We start from the raw sequence: 583 nt of genomic DNA, 5'->3' as shown, positions 1-583 counted from the left end.
TACCGCATTTTCTATTCCCGGAGCAGCAGTGGTTACTTTGCTAGGCGCAGCTTTGTTTGGGTTTTGGTTTAGCTTACTTTTGGTTTCTTTTGCCAGTACGATCGGTGCGACCTTAGCTTTCTTGAGTAGCCGATATTTGCTTAGGGATTGGGTTCAATCGAGATTTGGGGAAAAGCTTGTTGCGATTAACCAAGGAGTAAAAAAGGATGGCGCGTTTTATCTGTTTTCTTTGCGCTTAATTCCAGTGTTCCCATTTTTCCTCATCAACCTACTGATGGGATTAACACCTATGAGCATTGCGCGCTTTTATTTAACCAGTCAAATAGGCATGCTCCCTGGTACTGCCGTTTACCTTAACGCTGGTACTCAGTTAGCAACCATTGATAGCCTTTCTGGTATCGTATCCCCGACGGTATTAGCATCTTTTGCTTTGCTGGGGCTGTTTCCAATACTCGTAAAATGGGTTATGAATAAGGTAAGGCCAACCCCTACTCAGCCAAATGGCAGTATTTGATGAAAATCTTTATCGCGAAAAATCCAGCAGAAGCGCACATCGTATGTGAACTATTAAAAACTGAAGATA

The 583-nt window shown here is 42.9% G+C and carries 1 protein-coding gene and 1 pseudogene; both read left to right on the top strand.

From position 1 onward, the window contains the following. The coding region (locus R8O11_RS29730; protein WP_318195192.1) for a TVP38/TMEM64 family protein at nucleotides 1–514 on the top strand (514 nt) is incomplete at its 5' end. Then, a pseudogene (locus R8O11_RS29725) lies at nucleotides 514–583 on the top strand (DUF2007 domain-containing protein); the annotation flags it as partial. The gene R8O11_RS29730 and the pseudogene R8O11_RS29725, both read left to right, overlap by 1 nt.

The sequence above is a fragment of the Vibrio sp. 1288 genome, assembly GCF_033344475.1.
This window is presented reverse-complemented; position numbering and strand designations above follow the sequence as displayed.